General features: G+C 52.3%; 13 protein-coding genes. 6 read left to right on the top strand and 7 right to left on the bottom strand.

Features of this window, described 5'->3' with window-relative positions:
- Positions 1 to 250: 250 nt before the first annotated feature.
- Positions 251 to 1,444: a VanZ family protein gene (locus LBW89_RS06425; protein WP_148456057.1), complete on the top strand. Its 1,194-nt coding sequence runs from the start codon at positions 251 to 253 to the stop codon at positions 1,442 to 1,444.
- A gap of 74 nt (positions 1,445 to 1,518) precedes the next feature.
- Here LBW89_RS06425 and LBW89_RS06420 read toward each other — a convergent pair whose 3' ends face one another.
- From LBW89_RS06420 to LBW89_RS06410, 3 genes are all read right to left on the bottom strand, one after another.
- A complete protein-coding gene (locus tag LBW89_RS06420) occupies positions 1,519 to 2,307 on the bottom strand; it encodes a hypothetical protein (RefSeq protein WP_148456054.1) in 789 nt (262 codons plus the stop codon).
- 72 nt (positions 2,308 to 2,379) lie between these two features.
- Positions 2,380 to 3,156: an exodeoxyribonuclease III gene (locus tag LBW89_RS06415; RefSeq protein WP_148456051.1), complete on the bottom strand. Its 777-nt coding sequence runs from the start codon at positions 3,154 to 3,156 to the stop codon at positions 2,380 to 2,382.
- A 168-nt stretch (positions 3,157 to 3,324) separates the two neighbouring features.
- Positions 3,325 to 3,651, bottom strand: coding sequence for an antibiotic biosynthesis monooxygenase (locus LBW89_RS06410; RefSeq protein ID WP_148456048.1), 327 nt, complete (start codon positions 3,649 to 3,651; stop codon positions 3,325 to 3,327).
- A 214-nt stretch (positions 3,652 to 3,865) separates the two neighbouring features.
- On the opposite strand from LBW89_RS06410, the gene LBW89_RS06405 reads away from it, so the two are divergent.
- From LBW89_RS06405 to LBW89_RS06390, 4 genes are all read left to right on the top strand, one after another.
- Positions 3,866 to 4,195, top strand: a complete 330-nt coding sequence (locus LBW89_RS06405) for an ArsR/SmtB family transcription factor (RefSeq protein ID WP_148456045.1) — start codon at positions 3,866 to 3,868, stop codon at positions 4,193 to 4,195.
- Between the two features lie 44 nt (positions 4,196 to 4,239).
- The gene (locus tag LBW89_RS06400; protein ID WP_148456043.1) at positions 4,240 to 6,039 is read left to right on the top strand and encodes a SulP family inorganic anion transporter; all 1,800 of its coding nucleotides are present in this window, start codon (positions 4,240 to 4,242) and stop codon (positions 6,037 to 6,039) included.
- 154 nt (positions 6,040 to 6,193) lie between these two features.
- The gene (locus LBW89_RS06395; RefSeq protein WP_148456040.1) at positions 6,194 to 6,784 is read left to right on the top strand and encodes a TetR/AcrR family transcriptional regulator; all 591 of its coding nucleotides are present in this window, start codon (positions 6,194 to 6,196) and stop codon (positions 6,782 to 6,784) included.
- 17 nt (positions 6,785 to 6,801) lie between these two features.
- Positions 6,802 to 7,344 carry an HXXEE domain-containing protein gene (locus tag LBW89_RS06390; protein ID WP_148456037.1) on the top strand — a complete coding sequence of 181 codons (543 nt, stop codon included), beginning with the start codon at positions 6,802 to 6,804 and terminating at the stop codon, positions 7,342 to 7,344.
- Positions 7,345 to 7,874: 530 nt separating this feature from the next.
- Here LBW89_RS06390 and LBW89_RS27680 read toward each other — a convergent pair.
- Complete coding sequence (locus LBW89_RS27680) at positions 7,875 to 11,240, bottom strand: carbohydrate binding domain-containing protein (RefSeq protein WP_318249341.1); 3,366 nt, start codon at positions 11,238 to 11,240, stop codon at positions 7,875 to 7,877.
- A 390-nt stretch (positions 11,241 to 11,630) separates the two neighbouring features.
- Between LBW89_RS27680 and LBW89_RS06370 the strand changes: the two genes are divergently transcribed.
- The gene (locus tag LBW89_RS06370) at positions 11,631 to 11,888 is read left to right on the top strand and encodes a GlsB/YeaQ/YmgE family stress response membrane protein (RefSeq protein WP_148456031.1); all 258 of its coding nucleotides are present in this window, start codon (positions 11,631 to 11,633) and stop codon (positions 11,886 to 11,888) included.
- A 65-nt stretch (positions 11,889 to 11,953) separates the two neighbouring features.
- Here the strand turns inward: LBW89_RS06370 and LBW89_RS06365 are convergent, their stop codons facing one another.
- The 3 genes from LBW89_RS06365 to LBW89_RS06355 are packed head-to-tail and all read right to left on the bottom strand — an operon-like array spanning position 11,954 to position 16,664.
- Positions 11,954 to 13,549 carry a response regulator gene (locus LBW89_RS06365; protein WP_148456028.1) on the bottom strand — a complete coding sequence of 532 codons (1,596 nt, stop codon included), beginning with the start codon at positions 13,547 to 13,549 and terminating at the stop codon, positions 11,954 to 11,956.
- 17 nt (positions 13,550 to 13,566) lie between these two features.
- Positions 13,567 to 14,916 carry an extracellular solute-binding protein gene (locus LBW89_RS06360; protein WP_148456026.1) on the bottom strand — a complete coding sequence of 450 codons (1,350 nt, stop codon included), beginning with the start codon at positions 14,914 to 14,916 and terminating at the stop codon, positions 13,567 to 13,569.
- A 17-nt stretch (positions 14,917 to 14,933) separates the two neighbouring features.
- Positions 14,934 to 16,664, bottom strand: coding sequence for a sensor histidine kinase (locus LBW89_RS06355; RefSeq protein ID WP_148456023.1), 1,731 nt, complete (start codon positions 16,662 to 16,664; stop codon positions 14,934 to 14,936).
- Positions 16,665 to 16,691: the final 27 nt, after the last annotated feature.

Genomic DNA, 16,691 nt, shown 5'->3' with positions numbered 1-16,691 from the left:
AGCCATGATTTGTACATTTTTTTGCATATTCCTATATTTTAATCCGGATACGAACAACCTTATTTACTTGATCGCCGTATTCGGGCTCAGCCGAACCGTCCGGTTTACCCCGGAACAACGTTAAAGAAGCTTTGGCTTAGTAAGCCAAGGCTTCTTTTTTTAGATTTAAACTAAACTTAAACCCGGTTATATCCGTCGTATGATAAGATAGTACAATCGAGAATCTGATGATACGGAAGGTGTTTTACCGATGATGAAGTCTTATCTGTTTCCCATATCCTATGCCTTTATGGCGTTTCCATTCGCGGCGCTGCTGTTTACGCTGCCTTTTCTTGTGGTTCAATACCGCCGGCACGGCTATATCAACAAAGTCCGCGCGTTCGTCTTGTACCTGTTCCTTCTCTATTTGATGAACGCGGTGTTTCTGGTCATGCTGCCGTTTCCGTCGACCCGCCACAACGCTCCGCTCCCCGGAGGAGCCGTTCAAGGGATTCCCTTCAATTTTATCCAGGACATTCTCAGGGAAACGTCGATCGTCAAAGGACAGCCGTCCACGTATTGGAGGCTCATAAAAGAACGGGCTTTCCTTCAGGTCGTATTTAACGTCATCTTGACCGTGCCGTTCGGGATGTTCATCCGCTACTATTTCCGCTCCGGGCCGCTCCGGTGTTTGCTGCTGTCCTTTCTGCTGTCCTTATTCATTGAAATCACGCAGCTAACCGGGATCTACGGCGTGTTCGATCATCCCTACCGGGTGTTTGATATCGACGATCTGATGGCCAACACGTTGGGCGGCATGATCGGTTTTCTCGCCGCGGAATGGCTGTCCGGGCTGCTCCCCAGGATCGAACACCTGGACAAAAACGTCGACCTTGCTACCAAAAGAGTCTCTTACACACGGCGCGGTCTGGCGTGGATGTTTGATATTTTCCTCTGCGTTATCCTTACGACCATATGCTATAAGTTGGGGATCCCGGGGGCCTATCTCGTGGGGACGGGGCTGTATTTTATGCTGCTCCCCTATCTGACCGGCGGCTGCACGTTCGGCAAATGGCTGGTGCGAATCCGGCTGACGGCCGTGATACCGGAAACCGGACAAAACGCGAACTCATCCGGCTTCGCGGAGACATTGAAAAGCCTCTGGACGAAAGAGGGGCATTCCGAATCCGTCACTCTGTTTGCGCTTATGGTCCGTTACGGCTTGCTTTATTGGGTAATCATCGGACTGAATTATACGGTTGTGCTGGCTCCCGGATCGCTGGGCGGATTTTTGAGATGGGTGGCGGCCATGTTCGTCCTCATCCTGGACGGTTGGTTCTTCATCCATTTCGTCAAACATTTACTCCAAAAGGACTCTATGCTGTTCTATGAAAAAATGAGCGGCACCCACCATCGGATTCTGATTAAGCAGCCTGCCGCCGAATCCGACGCCGAAAAAAAGTAAATTCTAAAAAACGCCCCTTCCCAAAAAGGAAGCGGGCGTTTCTTGTCCTGCAGTTATGTACGGATTTTCGGATTTTAAAACACGTTATCCAGATAATAAGACGATCCAGGTTCGAAGTAATTTTTGGCGATTTTCAAGGAAAATCTTTCGCATTTGACGATCCAGTGACCGGTTACGATATAGTTCCGAATGACCTCGTATTCTCCCCGATCCAGTTCATCCTCGAACTGCCGGATAATTTCTTCGGGATCCCCTTGCCTGGCCAATCGCTTATAAATAATATGTTTCTTCGGATTCAGGACGCGGGATACCAGCCGATACGCCACAACCAAAAACCAGGCGACGAGCAGAACAAAAATCAGAAGCATCATCGAAGCACCAATGTAAAAATCCCGTGTCGTATCCAGCACAAAGGGATAATTCGGATTGTTCCCGATATCCGGACTCTCCTTGAAATAAGCTTCCATCATCGCATCCATGCCGGTCAAATTCCCCCTGAACCGGAGTTCATCCTTGCGGATGGCGCCCGAATCGGCTTTAAAAAACATATAGCTTCCGTCGATTTTGACCAGTCCGTACTCATACATCGCCTTTCTGATCCCATGGAAACGGTATTCATCCACCATAACCGGTTCGGAATAGCCGTCGATCGCTTCCGACAAGTCCACGAGCCGGTTGGACCAGTCCCCATTCGTTTGAAAGTCCCTTAATTCCTCTGCGGAAACGGCCACCGGTTTCTGGAAGACGCCCGCAATCATCCTTCTGTTATGTAGAGAAAATCCCACCACCAACAGGAAAATCAGGATTACGACAACAAAAAGATTCCGGTTTGTCCGCTTCATCGCTCGTTCAATAAACCCCATCCATTCACCCCCTTTCCAAATGGCATGCATGACAAAAACCAACTGTAAGGGAGATTCCACAATTTGTCAATGTCAACCGTTGGGGGAGGAAAAGTCAGGCTTGATCTCCAGAATTACAGGGCAGTGGTCGCTCCCCATGATATGGCAGTCGATTTTGGCGTCCGCCAGATACGGTGTCAGCCGTGCCGAGGCCAAAAAGTAATCGATGCGCCATCCGACATTCCGCTCCCGCACTTTGGGCATGTACGACCACCAGCTGTAGACATTTTCCCGGTCGGGATAAAAGTGTCTAAACGTATCGACAAAACCGGATTCAAGCAATTGCGTCATCTTCCCGCGCTCTTCAAGCGTAAACCCGGAGTTCCCCTCATTCGATTTCGGATTCTTCAAATCGATTTCCCGATGGGCTACGTTCAGATCGCCGCAGACGATCACCGGTTTGCGGCCGTCCAGTTCCATGAGAAAGCTGCGGAAGCGGTCCTCCCATTCCAGCCGATAATCCAGGCGCGTCAAATCGCGCTTGGCGTTCGGCGTGTAAACGTTGACCAGATAAAATTCCGCATACTCCAGAATGACCAATCTCCCTTCGGGTTCTTCATTCTCTTCCATCCCGTAGCGGACCGAGAGCGGTTTGATTCGGGTAAAAACCGCTGTGCCGGAGTAGCCTTTTTTCTGCGCGTAATTCCAATACTGCTCGTATTCTTCTCCAAGCTCCAGCGAAATCTGCCCTTCCTGCAGCTTGGTTTCCTGAACGCAAAAAATATCCGCGTCCGCCTCTTTGAAATAATCGTAAAAGCCTTTATTCACACAGGCTCTCAGCCCGTTGACGTTCCACGAAACCAGCTTCATGTCTCTCTCCCTGCCGGGGTACAGCCTTAGCTTGTCCCCCTGTTTTTATAAAAATTTTACCCTTTGTCCGAAAAGACCGTCAATCCAAGAAAAAAGCCGCCCGAGTGGCGGCAGAATAACGAAGGCCGAAATTTCGGCCCTAACACGATTGGGGATTGTGATTGGAGATTAGCGAGCAGCCTTGCCCCGCTTAACAACCTCGGCCTCGTACATCTTTACTTCCGTCCCGAGGACGAACGCCGGCGGCAGTTTCCCGCGGTTTTCCTTATGGCCTTGGATATGAGCGTCGCTCTTCTCCCAATTTTTCCAGGCCTCCTGGGATTCCCAGCGAATGATCACCACGACTTCTTCTTCCTCTTTGCTTCTGGTATTCACCATCACGCTGACGTCGATTAGTCCGTCCATTTCATGCAACGGGCTCGGTTCACTGAACCGGGCGACCACTTTGTCGCTGTTGCCCTTTTCAACCCGTATCGTTCTTGTCATAACAAACAAGGATAACGCCTCCTTATAGTAACAAACCCATCACGTTCCAGTTTAATTGATAATAATTATCATTGTCAATCAGTGAAGCAAGTTTGGTTTGTACCGTGCTTTATGAACAACATCACATTTTTTAAACCCGGCCCGTGCTACGATAATGGCATTGTTCTCAATATTCAAAGTTTTGAATATACGAAGTTATGGATACAAGGGAGGGGCTTATTCGATGGACGTGAGTTTGCAGCAATTCAAGGCCGAATTTTTCAAAGCGCTTGCCCATCCGATGCGGATTCGTATATTGGAGGTTCTGTGCGAAGGAGAACGCAATGTCAACGAGCTTCAGACAATCCTCGGTTCCGAAGGCTCGGCCGTATCCCAGCAATTGTCCGTGCTTCGGGCCAAAAACCTGGTCAATACGGTGAAAGAAGGCACAACGGTCGTCTACTCCCTCCGCGATCCTTTGATCAAGGAGTTGCTGGCGGTGGCCCGGCAGATCTTCGACAATCATTTGGTGGAATCGATCTCCTTGCTTGAGGGGATCCGGAAAGAGAAGTAAGAATAAGTGTTTTCAACAACATACGGAAAAGAAGGGCTAGGAAAATGAAATGGACAGGTCGGTTTAGCGGGTATCAAGCGGGGGACTTACGCCGGGATCTGATCTCGGGATGCATCGTGGGAATTGTGGCGATTCCGCTCGGCATGGCGTTCGCCATCGCCTCGGGAGTGAAGCCCGAGTATGGGCTTTATACCACCATTGTTGCCGGTATACTTATTTCACTGCTGGGGGGATCCAGGTTCCAGATCGGCGGACCGACCGGCGCATTTATCCCCATTCTGCTGGCGATCGTGCTTCAGTACGGTTACGAGAACCTGCTGATTGCCGGGTTTCTAGCAGGGGTGATGCTGCTGCTGATGGGGCTCTTCCGGCTCGGGGCCTTGATCAAGTTTATTCCGCGCCCCGTGACGATCGGCTTTACCGCAGGGATCGCCGTCACGATTTTTAGCGGGCAAATCGCCGGTTTTTTGGGGCTTGAAGGTGTCGGACGGCATGAATATTTCCATGAAAGCATGCTGGACATCGCCCGCCGGCTGCCTACCCTGAATGTCTTCAGCATCTTGACGGGATGCGTCTGTCTGGCCGCGTTGCTGATCACGCCGAAGATCCTGCCGAAAGTGCCCGGGTCGCTGATCGGCATCATCGTATCCACCCTGGCCGCGACCTGGCTTTATCCGGGTGAAGTCGCGACGATCGGCTCCGCTTACGGCGCGATTCCCGGCGGCCTGCCTCGCCTCCATCCCCTTGACTTGTCGTGGGATCATATCGGCAGCATGCTGCAGCCGGCCCTGATCATCGCGATGCTCGGGAGCATCGAGTCCCTGCTGTCGGCCGTGGTCGCCGACGGAATGACGGGGACCCGCCATAACAGCAACCGGGAGTTGATCGGCCAAGGCATCGCGAACATCGTGACCCCGTTCTTCGGCGGCATACCTGCCACCGGGGCGATCGCCCGGACGGCCACGAATATCCGGAACGGAGCGGTGTCGCCTTTTTCCGGCATCATTCATGGGGTCGTCGTGCTTCTGGTCGTAGCGGCATTCGCACCCTATGCCTCGAATATTCCGCTGGCCGCCATGGCGCCGATTCTGATGATGGTAGCCTGGAATATGAGCGAGCGCAAATCGTTCGCCAAGCTGCTTCGGACGCGGACCAGCGACACCTTCATTCTGGTGGTCACCTTTTTGCTGACCGTGTTCACCACACTTACGACAGCCGTGGAAATCGGGCTCGTTCTCGCCGTTCTGTTCTTCCTTAAGCGAATGAGCGAAATGCTGACCGTGGATAAAGTCCTGCCGGATCCCGCCTCCAGCAGAAAGAAAGTCAGTGCCCATACCGTTACCGAGGAGCATGACTGCCCTCAGGTCTCTATCTTTACGGTAAACGGACCTTTGTTTTTCGGGGCCTCCCAGACCTTTGCCGATTTCGGCGCCCGCCTGGAGCGCCGGGATTTGCGTGCCGTCATTTTCCGCATGAGCCAGGTTCCCTTGATGGATACGACAGGGGAAGCCAATTTCGCTTCGCTCGTGAAATGTCTGCAATCGGCAGGGGTCGCCGTCATCGTTACCGGCCTTCGCCACCAGCCGCACCGGTTGCTTCAGAAGACCGGTGCCCTAGAACTCATCGGAGAGTCGCATTTGTTTGAGCATACCGGCGAGGCCATTGAATATGTGCTGGGTATGTTGGATAAGGACAAATGCCTCGGATGCCGCCATTTCGCCTTCAGCGAATGCGCGGGATTCTGCGGCCTGGCCGCTGCGCCTGCTTCCCCAACGGCTGCGGCGGCCGCAAAGGCGGCGGAGCCGGCATTCGGGCAGCAGCGGCCCAAGCCCTCGCTGCATTAGTATGCCATACGCAAAATGAGCATTTAACCTGGCTCCGTCCGCCCCCTAACTCCGGTTAGGGAACAGACGGAGCTTTACTTTTTTCCGGCATTCGGTTATGTTAATTAATAACTGATTAGTTAGTTATAAATTTGAATGGACGGGGGTCCAAATCATGCTTACCTCCAAAGGCGAAGCGAGCAAGAACAAGCTGCTGGCCGCGGCGGAGCGGCTTTTTGCCGACAAAGGCTATCACGCCGCCACCGTAAGTCAAATCGTGAAAGCCGCCGGGCTTACGCAGGCCTCTTTTTATCAGTATTTCAAGAGCAAGGACGAAATCCTGCAGGAATTGCTCAGCCAATTTGCGGAGCAACTGCGTCCTTTTACCGATGCGGGACGCGAAGCGGGGAACAGGCCGCCCGATCAGCTGGAGACATTCGTCATCCAAGCCTTTACGGGTCTGTTCGAGCTTCTCGGTCAGAACGCCAATCTTACCCGGATTGCGCTGCTTGAGTCGGAGGAAGGGGCTTCCTTCCGGGAATCCATCGTCCGGCAAATCAGCGGCAATATGATTCGAAATCAGCAGGCCGGGATCGTCCGCCCCGATGTGGATCCCGAGCTGGCCGCGGAGTCGGTGGTCGCCTCGGTGGAGCGCCTGATTTACAAATACGGGACTGCCGGAGACAAGACCGCGGCGGAAATGGGCGAACAACTGGGACGTTTGTTCCTGAACGGCATCTTACTTCACCCGGCGAGTCCTGTTTAAGCCATGGGGGTGATTGCGTGAGCCTATTGAATTTTTTAAACGAACATATTCAACTGGTCAGCCTGTTCTGGCTGTTCCCGGTAACTTTCCTGTTCCATGACTTTGAAGAACTGCTCACCGTAGAGAACTGGGCCGTCCGGCATCGCGACCGTCTCGACAGCACTTTACCCGACTTCTTCAAAAAGATGCTCGCATCTTCCCTTCGGATAAACACGCTCCATTTCGCCAAAGATGTGTTTGCGGTTTATACGATGATTGTCGTCGCAACGGGACTGGCCGTCTTTTTTCAAGTCTATCTGCTCTTCCTGGCGGCCCTCCATCTCTACTTTCTTCATGTTTTCACCCACATCGGGCAAGCTCTATATTTAAAAAGTTATACTCCCGGCGTCATCACCGCCGTCTTTCCCGTACTGCCTTATTCGCTCTACGCCTACTACCGTTTGCTTTCGGAAGGTGTCGTGGACCCCGGGAACTTGATCCAAGCTTTAATCTTAATGCTGGTCATCGTCCCGGTCGCTCTGTTTCTACTGATCAAGGGAAGAAACCGCTGTGCCGACTAAGCCCCCTCCGCCATAGCGGCCTTTTCCTTTTGGGGCACTGTGCCGCCCGGCTTCAAAGGAAAGCTGGCGCTGTCAAATGAAATCATAACACCTGTCCAACGGGTGGTTTCCTGCATATGTGCATGTTTTTTTCTTGTTCAGAGCCCAAAATTTCAAAATTCCTGCAAATCTGCAGGAATTTTTGACGAAACCGGCTCGTTTCTCTAAAATCGCTGGAAATGCCTGCAGATTTGCATCTTTTTTCGAATTCCCGCGGGGACCAGCCAGAAATGCCTGCAGATTTGCCTCTTTTTGGAGTTGGAAGCTTGGAAGCAAGCACACTAGGCGCCTCTTTGTATGTGACATATCACTTTGATTAGCCATTCAGCCACCTTTTCGTTATGCACAGTGGCTTGAAACCTCCTATGATAACGCCCCCAACATTAGCTGTTTTTTGCTTCGCACGCTTCGCGGGCTCAACTGGCTAAAGCCCCAAACTTAAAAGAGCCCGTGTCTTTTATGACACGGGCTCCTCGCATCTCGCCAAGGAATTATGCCGCAGCCGGTTCTTCGGAAGAGTCTGGACCCTCGGAATCACCGGATTTTCCTCTTGGAGATTCAGAATTATTATTCGATGAATTGGGGGCCGGGTCGGCAGATTCCAAAGTTGAGGCTTGGGGCGCTCCTGGCCGAATATCGCCATTCCCGTTGTATGTCCATGTTCCGGCGTTGAAGAAATAATTTCGTTGGTTGTTGCTGTCCCAATTCGCTTTTCCGTCGCTAAAGCAAGCTTCCAAACGCAAAGCGATTCCGATATCGATGGTCAGCTTGCTGTATTCCGCTACCTCGGACGGCTCCATGGCCACCCCCGGCGCAGTCGTCCAGCTTTCGCCTTCCGGTCGGTAATGAATAAACGGCGTGGTAAAGCCGTGTTTGTAGTAGACCGTCACCTGATTGGTAGACGACGGATTCGGCGCCCCCTCCACGATAACCCCTTTCCCGTTGTATGTCCATGTTCCGGCGTTGAAGAAATAATTTCGTTGGTTGTTGCTGTCCCAATTCGCTTTTCCGTCGCTAAAGCAAGCTTCCAACCTCGAAGCTGTTCCGATATCGATGATCAGCTTGCTGTATCCCGCTACCTCGGACGGCTCCATGGCTACCCCCGGCGCAGTCGTCCACTTTCCGCCTTCCGGACGGTAATGGATAAACGGCGTGGCAAAGCCGTGTTTGTAGTAGACCGTCACCTTGTTGCCTCCGCTTCCGGCCGGCTCTGTGGTCACTTCCACCCTGTCGCTGGCCGACGACTCGTTGCCCGCGGCATCGCGCGCTTTTACCGTGTACTGATAAGCCGTCTCCGGCGTCAGCCCCGTATCCGTAAACGTTGTCCTCGAAGCGCTGCCTACCTTAGCATTGTTGCGGTAAATGTCATACCCGGTTACCGCTACATTATCGGTAGACGCGTCCCAACTTAACGTCACCGTCGTATCGGTAGTCCGGTCGGCTCTCAATCCACCGGGAGCCGTAGGCGGCTCCGTGTCGCCAACCCCGTCCGGATTCGCTTCATGCCAGGTTCCGTCGTACCACCCTTCCGAGGTTCTTACGAATCCTGGCTGCCCTTGTCCGGGATTCTGCCTGCCGCGGCTGTCCCGGAAAATCAACGTCGCACTGTCGACGCCATCGATGGTGTAAGCATACCACTCTCCGCTCTCCTTGATCATCGCAGGAGACGTCGCCCAAGTGGGCTCGGTTACCTTCGGGATGGTGTCGTAATAATACAATTGCGGCGCTCCCCAATCGGCCGGTTTCTTGAAGTGGACCGTCAAACCGCTGTTGGGGTCTTTTTTGGTATATTTATACTCTTGCAGGGAGGAACCGTGTTGATTTTCGGCATATAATCGCAGCATGGCCGAATCGCCAAACTCCATCGCTTCGCCGATCGTAATCTCCGTTCCGTCCGTGTAGCTGATCCCTTGTTTGGGATCGCTTCCGTCCAAGGTATACTTTCCGCTTTCGGCTTTATTGACATGCAGTTTAATGTCCAAAGTCTCGGTTTTGAAGCTGCCCCCCGCGGGAGAAGCGGATACGGCCGGCAAATCGGATTCCTTGATCTGCTCGATCAAGATGAGTCCATGGGCTCCCGGCGTGAGTGTGGCGACACCTCCGCTTACCAAGGCTTCGGCCCCGGTATAGGCATCCCTGACGGTGGCTCCGTCCGGAAACACGGACGCCACGTTCACCTGGGTAGTCCCCAAAGCGCCTATGGCGACTACTACCTTGTCGGTGATCCCGTCTTTTTCATAAGTGCGCTTGAAGGTGTAGGGACTGTCGGCAATTTTGGCATGGCTCCCAGCTCCTACGGCAATATGTTGATTCCGGAATTGGCCTACCTTCTGCCAATGCGAAAGTACATTCTGATTGAGCTGATTCCAGTTCATGGAAGAGCGCGTCCCCTGTTGGGGATCCGAGCCGGTATCTCCGAAGGCCCTCGCCGCCTCGTCTCCATAGAACGTTTTCACTCCGCCCGGCAACAAAAGAAGCGCCGTGCCGGCCTGAATTAACCCTCCCCGATCGTACAGCTTAGTATCGTGCGAGGAAATATAGCTTAATACGTTAAACTCGGGATCGTTATTGATCTTGGCGGCGTAATCGGCATAGATGCTCTCCAGGGAGTTTAGGTTCGCCCCCTGAAAGGAGAAATTAATGATGGAATCGAAGCCGTTGTTGAAATACTCGCTTTTGCCTACCCCATGCCCCCAGACTTCGCCGGTCATCCAAAAAGAATCGTTCCAATCGGCACCGGGTTTATCCGGATTGTTTTGTCTCCATCTTTTCAGGGCCGCATCGCTTTCATTCTTGAGCTGTTTCCACCTGTGAAGCTCCACATGCTTGGCCGTATCCGCCCTAAATCCGTCAATGCCAAACTCCTCCACCCAAGCCGCCAGCCACTTGATGACATAATCTGCCGGGGGAAGGCCCAAATCCTTACGCAGGTTTTTGGCCGAAGGAACGATCCACGGCTCGTATCCGGCGGTTTCTTTGCTCCATTTTGTTTTCAGCAGAGGCGGGAGCCCGATATTGTCCGTCACGTTTGTGCGAAAATCAGGTAGATTTCCTACACATTGCGTCAGATCGCTGCCTCCGCAGCTCTCATAGCCGGCGATGCCCGCCCGAACCCAACCTCCCCACCATGCGGCCCAGGCGGAAGCGTCGTTATAATTTACGTTATCGTGAAAGCTGTGCCAGGTTTGACCGTTTCCAGGCGTCCAGCCGGCCCCTATGTTGCTACGGGCGCCGAAGCCGTATTCCTCCATGTCTTTCAGGGTTCCGTAGCCCGGGTGGTTCAAAACGACGTCCAAAATGACCCGAATCCCTTTTTCATGCGCGGTATCCACGAATTCCCGCATATCTTCAACGGTGCCCATGTTTTTATCCATCATGGTAAAATCAAGCGCATAGTAACCATGGTACCCATAATGGGCGAAGTCCCCGCCGGTCCCGCCACCGACCCAACCGTGGATCTGCTCGTAAGGGGCCGTGATCCAAATCGCATTGGTCCCCAGCTTCGTGAAATATCCTTCATTCAGCTTCTCGGTCAGCCCCTTGAGGTCACCTCCATGAAATGTGCCGATATTCTTGCCGGTCGCATCGCGAGTAGGTCGGCTATAAGCGTTATTATTGCTTGGATCGCCATCCTTAAACCGATCGGTTATTACAAAGTAAACGTTTGCATTTTCCCAGCTGAATGTAGCCGGTCCGGTAGGACCCTCCGTCTCCGTAACCTTCCCCGCTGAAGCGGCCGCCCCCGCCTCCATAGCATTCGCATAATCGACCGGTAAAACCAGCGAACTAAAGAATATTGTAAATAGGAACGTAAAACTGAGAAAAAATGACGCACACCTGAGGGTCTTTTTCTTCACGCGTTTACTCCTTTCAAAATAAATATTTTACGTGCAAACGTTTGTATTTTTTTCAAAAATACACTCTTCCAAACAAGATTTCTTTCTTATCCATTGGAATATGAGGCAGTGCAAACGTTTGTTTTTTGAGACATACTCACCTCCTACTGTTCAACTTTGCAGCTCCGCAAAATTATTTTGTAAGCACTTACAATATTAATGTTGTTAATTCTGTTTAATATTGGGAGTTGCTACCTGGATTGTATCAGATCCCCCCACACATGTATACCCCGTTTTTATGCAGCCAGCTTCTTCAACCCATCTGGGTCATTTTTTACCCGGTTGTTTAAAAACTCCCTCTTTGGTTAATAGTAATCGACAAGCAAATTAAACACATAAGAGGTGATACGAATGGGTTTCTTATGGTCCTTAATTATCGGAGGCATTATCGGTTGGCTGGCAGGGTTAATTATGGGCAGAGATATTCCCGGCGGCATCATCGGTAATATCATTGCAGGCTTCATCGGTGCTTGGCTGGGCAGCCTGATTCTGGGCAACTGGGGTCCGGTCATCGGGGATTTCTACTTCATCCCGGCTCTGATCGGTGCCGTCGTGCTTGTATTTATTGTCAGCCTGATTATGGGCTCAATGAGACGCGGGCGCTCGTAACTTAATGCGAAATAAACCCAAAAAGAACCGCCGATCCGGCGGTTCTTTTTGGTGCTGCCGCCACCTCAGGAGGCCGGGTCTTCCCGGTACTCCGACGGCGTCATGCCGGTGACCTTTTTGAACACCTGTGTGAAATAACGGGGATCTTGATACCCGACGAGCGGGGCGATCTGGTACACTTTGACCTGACTGTTCTTCAAAATATATTTGGCTTTCTCGATTCGGCACTGCGTCAAGTACTCGAGAAAAGTGTATCCCGTGACCTGTTTAAACAGCATGCAGAAATGGCTGATGCTCAGATCGGCCACTTCCGCCACTTCCTCAATGCTGAGATCTTTATGATAATGGTTGGCGATATATCCCTTCGTCTTGTCGATCATGCTCTGGATATGTTCTTTCGGCTGAGAGTCCCTGCTCTCCCTGATCCATTTACCGAAATTCAGTTTTAGCAGTCCCATCATCTCGTTCAAAGTATCCATCGAATGCAGTTCCTGCAAAATGCCCTCCAGCGACCACTCCAGCAGCAGCTTCATATGCTCGAATTCCCGGTACAGCACCACCGTCAGCTCCACGATCATGCGTTCCGCGGTTTCCTTGGAGAACGCCTGAGCTTCCAGATAACCCCTCGTCTCGTCCAGCAGAGCGATCAGGCGCTCGTCGTCCAACGTCCGGACCGCATCCAGCATCCCCGATTCCAAATGCTTCGGATATTTCGCTTCGCGCGTCGCTCCGAGCTCGGGGACCGGCTCGACGAAGACCCCTTCCCTGTCGCTGTAGAACCGCTGATACAGCGCTCTGGCCGCGCTCTGGTAGGCTTCGCTCAATTGGCCGATCCCCTTCGCCGTCTGGCTGAAGCCGATGGAACAGGACAGCTTCGTATTGACTTTGATCCGGTGAATAATGTCCCGGCCCAGGTTTTCCCTCCGCTCGCTCATCGCCGCCGGAAACAGCATGACCCATTCTCCGCTGTGAAAAGGAAACACCGTCAACGCCCCCTGGGCGATCGACCATTCGCTTAAAATATTGCGGATCGCGAACAGCCACAGCCTTCTTTCTTCCATGGACCATTGGTTGTACAGCTTCAGATAGTGGTCCAGCTGCAGCACGGCCACCATATAATCCTCCTGAAGCTCGCTGTTCTCCAGCCATTTCATATGCCGCAGATGGCTTTCACTGTGATTGCCTTCGATCAATTCGGCAAACATCCGCTCACGAGCGAGCATCGACAACATTTGCACGGAATGAAGCAGCTTATCGTTCTCCATTTGCTTTTCGAGCGTCTTGATGGCACGTAAGATCATTTGAATCAATTCATCGTGGTCGATCGGTTTAAGCAGGTAATCGAAGGCTCCCTCCCGCAGCGCTTCCCTGGCATATTCGAACTCCCCGTAGCCGCTGATAAAGATAAACAGGCGCTTCGGATTCTCCGCCATGACTTCCTTCATCAAGCTGATTCCGTCCAGCCCCGGCATGCGAATATCGCTGATAATCATATGCGGAGACAGCTCGCGGACCAGCCTGAGCGCCTCTTCTCCGTTTCTCGCTTCCCCGGCGATTTCCAGATTCAGCTCATCCCAGGGAATCGCCACCTTCAAGCTTCGCAAAATAATCGGCTCGTCATCGACGAGAATCACCCGATACTTTGCTTCTTTGGATTCCATAGAGCACCTCCAGACCATTAATTGGGCAGAGAACTGTTGCGTTGCTTCCAGTATTGCTCGGATGTCGCCTGTATTTGTTCGAGCGCGTCATTCGGCGGGATTTGGCCCGCCAGAATCTGTTCCACGACCTTGAGGAACGTTTTGTTCACCTCGGGAGACAGGGCATTGTCATACGCCAAAAAAATCTCGTCGCTCTGCCGCATCAGCTTCACGACCTGATCGAACACCGGCCCGGTGCGTTCCGAATCAAACGTGATTTTCATCGACGGAATCCGCAAGCCTTCATAAACGACTCGCTCCTGGATCTCTTCCGTATAAAACGCTTGCATTAATTCCAAAGCCGCTGTCCGCTTCGCCTCATCGAGATTGGACGACAGCGCGATTCCGATCGTATAACCGCCCGCCAGCGAGGGCTTCTGATCCGGAAGCAGCGTCGGAAACGAAGTTACGCCGACCCGGTCCGGGAAGTTATCCCCCGGTTCATTTCCGTTATGGAACAGATTGATATCCCAGCTTCCGTTCAAATACATGGCCGCTTTCCCCGACGTAAACAAATCGATCGCCTCTTCCGTCGACAAATCATTAGCCGGCTCGCTGAACGCTCCTTCGGAAACCCAGCTTTTAAAATGCATCATCGCCTGCAGGTAGGCGCTGTTGTTAAAGTCCGCTTTGGGGTTGCCCCGGGTCAGTTGGTTAATGAGTTCCGGTCCCGCATAACGATCCATAAAATAGTGGGCGAAAATCGCGGCGGGCCAGCGCTCTTCATTGCCGAGCGCAAATGGAATCACCCCATTCGCCTTAAGCCGTTTCACCACCTCATCCATTTCCTCAAGAGTCCGGGGCGGTGTGATGCCGTATTCGGCGAAAATCTCCTTATTATAATAAAGCGGCTCGGCATGCCCCTCGATCGGCAGCCCGTAAATGCGGCCGTCGTAAGACCACGCCTCGAGATCCTGAAATTTCCCCTCCAGCCCGCTCTCCCGGACGAAATCCGTCAGATCCATCAGCCGGTTGGAGCGGACATAAGGTTCAATCTCGGCGCCGGCGAACAGTACGAACATATCCGGTGCCGTCCCCGTCACCATTTCGCTTTTGAGCTTTTGCTCCCGGTGGACGGTCTGATCCATCCCCTCAAAATTCACCTTCACATTCGGATGGGAATTTTGAAAGGAATCCACGACTTCCTCAAAAATGCTCAGCATCTTCCGGTCATGCTCCTTGATCCAAAAGTGACGGAAGGTGAGTGTGATTTTTTCGGTCTGCCTCTCTTCGATCGGCTCGCTCCCGTTCTTGGAGAGGATGAGCACCGAGACGGCCAAAACCATGGCGTATACGACGATCCAGCCCCAATTGATCAACCATTTCACGACCGCTCTTCCCCTCCTCATGAATCGATTTTCGGGATGCGAATCCGTATGATCGACCCGAATCCCGGGGAGGAACAGATCATGATGCCGTAATAGCCGCCGAACCGGATGCTGAGCCGCTCGTGCACATTTTTGAGGCCGACGCCGTTCTCCCTGTATTTTTTCAAACTGCCGCGTTCCTTGCTCCATAAGGTCATCAGCGCCACGTGATCGAACCCGGGCCCGTTGTCCATCACGTCGATGAAGATATCCCGCCCGCCATCCCGGGCGGTGATCGAAATAAAACCGCGCTCCTCCATCGGCTCGATGGCGTGGTACAGCGCGTTTTCGACGATCGGCTGAACGATGAGCTTCTGCGTTTTGTAATATTTCAAGGATTCCGGAATTTCGATTTGATACGTGAACTTATCTTCGAACCGGAATTTCTGAATGTCCAAATAATGCCGGACGTGCTCCATCTCCATGGACAAGGGAATCAACTGCTGGCTCTCGCTGATGCTGATCCGCAGCAGTTTGCCGAGCGATACGACCATTTTGCTGATATCCTTATTCCCCTGAAGCACGGCCATCGAATTGATCGATTCCAAGGAATTGTATATAAAATGCGGATTGATCTGCGCCACGAGCGCTTGCAGCTCGACCTCTTTTTTACGCGCCTGCTCCGTCTGCACCTGTTCGATCAGCTCGGAAATTTGCGTACTCATCCGGTTAAAGCCGTCGATCAGCAAATCCGTCTCGTCCCCGGCCCGAAGGGTGGGCGGAATCGGCACAAAAATCCCCTGCTGTACCCGCTTCATACCGTTCACCGCACTGATAATGCTGCGCACCAGCCGGCGAACAAAGTAGCGGTCGAACAAAAAGGCCGATACCAAGGAGACCAACACCAGCACCATAGCGATATTGCGGATCTGAATCGACTCCGAGGCGATCAGCTTGCTCGGCGTAATGGCGACGAGATGCCAATCCTTGTTGTGCGAAGGCAGATAGGTAATCAGCGATTTCTCGCCCGCGTATTTATCGACATAATAGCCTTTTCCGTTTCCGTCCGGCTTCGGACTCTCTTTTAAAAACGGAAAATCCGTACGTTCCCCAATATGCTCGCCCGACTTGTCGAAGACGATATTGCCCTGCTGGTTGACCAGCAGAATATCCCCCTGTTTAAGCGTGGCGGCGTCCCAAAATACCTGATCCAAAAGTTCCGGCTTCACATAAATCACGACGGCTCCGATATCCTCGAGAGAATAATAATCCTTAATCACCCGGGCCTGGATCAAAACCGGCTTCCCCGTGGAGGCGCTGCCATTTTCGCCCGGGCCGACCCAAATGGGTCTGCCTTCGGCCGCTTTCATCGCCTCATACCAGTTTTGTTTGCTGAGCGTATCGAATGACATGGCCTCATTATATTGATACAATAGCTTATCCTTGGAATAGAGCCCGAAAGAAGTAATCATCGGATGGTTGATTAAGTTGTTGATATCCTGCCTTTGATCATAAGTGACGACAAAGTTTGGTTGCTTCAAGGTCTTCTGAATGACCGGCTGCGTTATCGCCGAATTCGAGATGGTGGTGACCTCGTTCAAGGCGTACTTCAGCTTCCGGTCGGTCTCCAGCAGAGAGACCCAATAAAAATTACTCGACTTCTTCTCCATAGCGCCCGAAAAACTGAAATACGAAATCGACCCCATCAAAATTACGGGGATAAACACAAGAAGAATAATAGCCAGCAAGATTTTCCGACGGAGCTTCAAGCCTTCGTCCCCCTCCACAATCTCCTA

It is taken from the genome of Paenibacillus sp. alder61 (genome assembly GCF_020179875.1).
Classification (GTDB): domain Bacteria; phylum Bacillota; class Bacilli; order Paenibacillales; family Paenibacillaceae; genus Fontibacillus; species Fontibacillus faecis.
The sequence above is the reverse complement of the archived record's forward strand: the minus strand, read 5'-3'. Positions and strand labels throughout refer to the sequence as shown.

What these genes read in the sequence shown, in the direction of transcription:
- LBW89_RS06425 (WP_148456057.1), top strand. Translation starts at nt 251, where the DNA reads ATGATGAAGTCTTATCTGTTTCCCATATCCTATGCCTTTATGGCGTTT.
- LBW89_RS06415 (WP_148456051.1), bottom strand. Translation starts at nt 3,156, where the DNA reads ATGAAGCTGGTTTCGTGGAACGTCAACGGGCTGAGAGCCTGTGTGAAT.
- LBW89_RS06400 (WP_148456043.1), top strand. Translation starts at nt 4,240, where the DNA reads ATGAAATGGACAGGTCGGTTTAGCGGGTATCAAGCGGGGGACTTACGC.
- LBW89_RS06420 (WP_148456054.1), bottom strand. Translation starts at nt 2,307, where the DNA reads ATGGGGTTTATTGAACGAGCGATGAAGCGGACAAACCGGAATCTTTTT.
- LBW89_RS06405 (WP_148456045.1), top strand. Translation starts at nt 3,866, where the DNA reads ATGGACGTGAGTTTGCAGCAATTCAAGGCCGAATTTTTCAAAGCGCTT.
- LBW89_RS06395 (WP_148456040.1), top strand. Translation starts at nt 6,194, where the DNA reads ATGCTTACCTCCAAAGGCGAAGCGAGCAAGAACAAGCTGCTGGCCGCG.
- LBW89_RS06365 (WP_148456028.1), bottom strand. Translation starts at nt 13,549, where the DNA reads ATGGAATCCAAAGAAGCAAAGTATCGGGTGATTCTCGTCGATGACGAG.
- LBW89_RS06370 (WP_148456031.1), top strand. Translation starts at nt 11,631, where the DNA reads ATGGGTTTCTTATGGTCCTTAATTATCGGAGGCATTATCGGTTGGCTG.